This window comes from Porcipelethomonas ammoniilytica, from assembly GCF_025567485.1.
GTDB lineage: Bacteria > Bacillota > Clostridia > Oscillospirales > Ruminococcaceae > Porcipelethomonas > Porcipelethomonas ammoniilytica.
This window is the reverse complement of sequence record NZ_JAOQKH010000025.1, coordinates 1-2,741: the sequence shown is the minus strand read 5'-3', so window position 1 is coordinate 2,741 and position 2,741 is coordinate 1. Positions and strand designations below refer to the sequence as shown.

3 protein-coding genes are annotated in these 2,741 nt (G+C 39.3%); 1 reads left to right on the top strand and 2 read right to left on the bottom strand.

The genetic code is table 11. The annotated features are described in order from the left end of the window. Both OCV67_RS11945 and OCV67_RS11940 read right to left on the bottom strand, forming a co-directional pair. On the bottom strand, positions 1 to 1,626 hold a 1,626-nt coding region (locus tag OCV67_RS11945; protein WP_262644608.1), incomplete at its 3' end, for a dockerin type I domain-containing protein. Positions 1,627 to 1,998: 372 nt separating this feature from the next. Further along, entirely contained in the window at positions 1,999 to 2,382 is a 384-nt protein-coding gene (locus OCV67_RS11940) for a carboxypeptidase regulatory-like domain-containing protein (RefSeq protein ID WP_262644607.1), read from the bottom strand. Between OCV67_RS11940 and OCV67_RS11935 the strand changes: the two genes are divergently transcribed. After that, complete coding sequence (locus OCV67_RS11935; protein ID WP_262644614.1) at positions 2,324 to 2,584, top strand: hypothetical protein; 261 nt, start codon at positions 2,324 to 2,326, stop codon at positions 2,582 to 2,584. The two genes, OCV67_RS11940 and OCV67_RS11935, sit on opposite strands and share 59 nt — an antisense overlap. Positions 2,585 to 2,741 lie beyond the last annotated feature (157 nt).

The following is a 2,741-nucleotide window of genomic DNA, read 5'->3' as shown; positions in this document are numbered from 1 at the left end:
TTTTGTGTAGTTACCTGTTGCAATGTGAACTCCGTCACCTATTTCCATGCCTTTTCTGTAAAGTGTATAGTCAGGCTCGTCATACGGTCTGAACCATGGGCGAAACCAGTACCTGTCCGATGAGTAGCCATATGGGAAAATCAGTCCGTTTGGATTATCAAAGTTAAATCTTCTTTGAGTATTCAGACTTCCGTCCTCGTTGTTTATGTATGTTTCGGGGTTGTCCCACAAAATAGTCTGTTTGCCATAAGGATAATAGAAAACTATAGAATGATTGCCACTTGAGTATATTGCTTTTTCTCCCGCAGCTTCATTTACATTCCAGTGCTGTCCGTAAAACAGAATTAATCCGTCAGTCCATAACCCCTCACAGTCTGCAAGAGTTGTATAGTACCAGTTTTCAGTTACCATCAAAACATCGGCAGAGTTTGTCATGATCAGTTTATCATAACTCTGTGCCTGTCCGAAGTTAAATTCACCGATTATACCCAGCTGACCGCCATTAAGATTCAGTGTAACTCCGTCTAACAAGTCAAGATTACTTGTCATAAACGCCATATTTCCGACTATAACAAGTTCATGACCGTTCAAATCCAGATTTGTGTTATACAGCCACATTCCCGTTTCGTTATAGCAGTCACCCATCAGCTTGATATTGTAAATATAGTTTGCTCCGGGAGTATAGCCGTCAAACTGACTTGCATATCCTGCAAACCAATTGTAATCTGCTTCTGTGATAACTCCGTCTTTGTCCTTATCCATGTATTCCTTGAAGTCATCATCGCCTATATAAGAACCGCTGTGATTTTCAAGAATATAATTGTAATCGTCAGCGTCTATAATTCCATCGCCGTCAATATCAAGTTCGGATATATATCCGTCCTCTCCTTCTTTTTTCTCATAATGGTCACGGTCGATAATATCAAAATCTTCTGAATCAATGCTGCCGTCACCGTTCATATCGAAATCGGCAACATAATCTCCTGTTGCCTTGCGCTTGCCTATAAAGCCTTGTACATATGAAGCGTCGTTTGCGTTTATAACCTCATCGCTCCACTGGTCATTATCATTCTCGTTATATGTACTGTCACCCGGATATAGCATTTCAGGCTTATCCGCTGTACCGAACTGATATGAGCCGTGTCCCATGTTCTTGTAAAACCGAGGAAGATATCCGTCACATTCAATCTTAACATTGGTTGACGCTCCGAGTCCTCCTGCAGATACGCTGAATGAACCGTCTGCATTTGCATATGCTTCTGCTGCTAAATCCCAATCATTAAAGATAAGGATTTTTACTTTTGAAAGGTCGGAATTTGTACCGTACTGACCCACATATCCTGTAATGTTCAGTCCGCTTGCTGCTTTTGACTGTGCCTTTTTTACGGCTTTTGACTTGTTTTCATTTACGCTGAAATAGTCTACTTCTCCAAGTCCTTCAATTGCAGTGTCAAATTCCTGTGCAAGCTCGTCAGCGTTTTTTGACAGCTGAATATCTTTCTTGATCTGATTGATAGTTTCCGCATGGGCTATACCCTGTGAACTGCCGTCACCGTAGATCATAACCTGACACACGAATAAAGCTGCTAATGTGCCCGACAGCAGTTTTGATAAAAATTTCTTCATAACATAACCTCCATATATATTATTGCTTACAGAATAATTTCTGTTTTAACAATATTATATATCTTATCACTGATTTAGCACTTATTCAACAATTTTATTCATTTTCACTTTTATTTTATATACATATACAAATTTTAACAATTATTTTGTGCAATACAGCTATCGAATTTTGTCGAATGTAAACTCCTGTTTAACATGTTTTCATTTCTAAACAAAAAACAAGGACATAGAATTATCTATATCCTTGTTTTCAAAGTCTTAACTTTTTAAAGAGCTAATTATCAATAATTTCACCGCATGATATATAGCCATAATGGCAGAACATAACCTGCCATTACTGCTATACATACACTATACTAGGAGAATTCTCAGTTACCAAAGTGTACTTACGCTCTTTGCGTGGCTGTTGATCATGCCGACATCTGCGGTCGATATGCTTCCGTCAATCTTTACATCTGCACATGCAAAACCATAATCTGTGAGAGTTATTACTCCCTTTGCATGTGAGTTTGCCATTCCAACGTCTGCTGTCGTTATTTTGCCGTCGCCGTTTATATCGCCATACGGATTTAATTCCACGTCCTGCGTGTTTTCACCCTCAGTAACTGTTATCTCATAGCTTCTATCTGCGTACTTTCCGCCGCTTATTGTAAGCGTGTAGCTTCCTGCTTCGAGATTCTCAAAAGTATATGTGCCCATGCTTGTAGCTGTAACTGTAGTTTCTGCTCCGTCAGAAGATATTGCAACTACTGTCATTTCAGTTTCTGAGTTTGCGTCAGATACTTTGATTGTGCCCGAAACTATTCCTGTAACTATGATCGGCTCGGTTGTCAATCCCTCGATCGCTTTCCCTAAAGCCTCTATTGCTTCATCTATTACAGCCTTTTCCGCATTATCTGCTACCAGTTTAGCTGTTCCTATCGCCGTTTGCAGAACAGCAAAGCTTTCATCTGTGTAATCGCCTTGCTCAATTTTCTCAGCTTTTGCTATGTTGGACCATAGTCAATAATCTGGACACAAAAAGGCGAAAAGAATTAAGAAGAAAGTAAAGATTTTTCAAAATGAATGGGCGACAAATAATTAATAGCCGAGTGAATGCGATTAAGATTATAAAA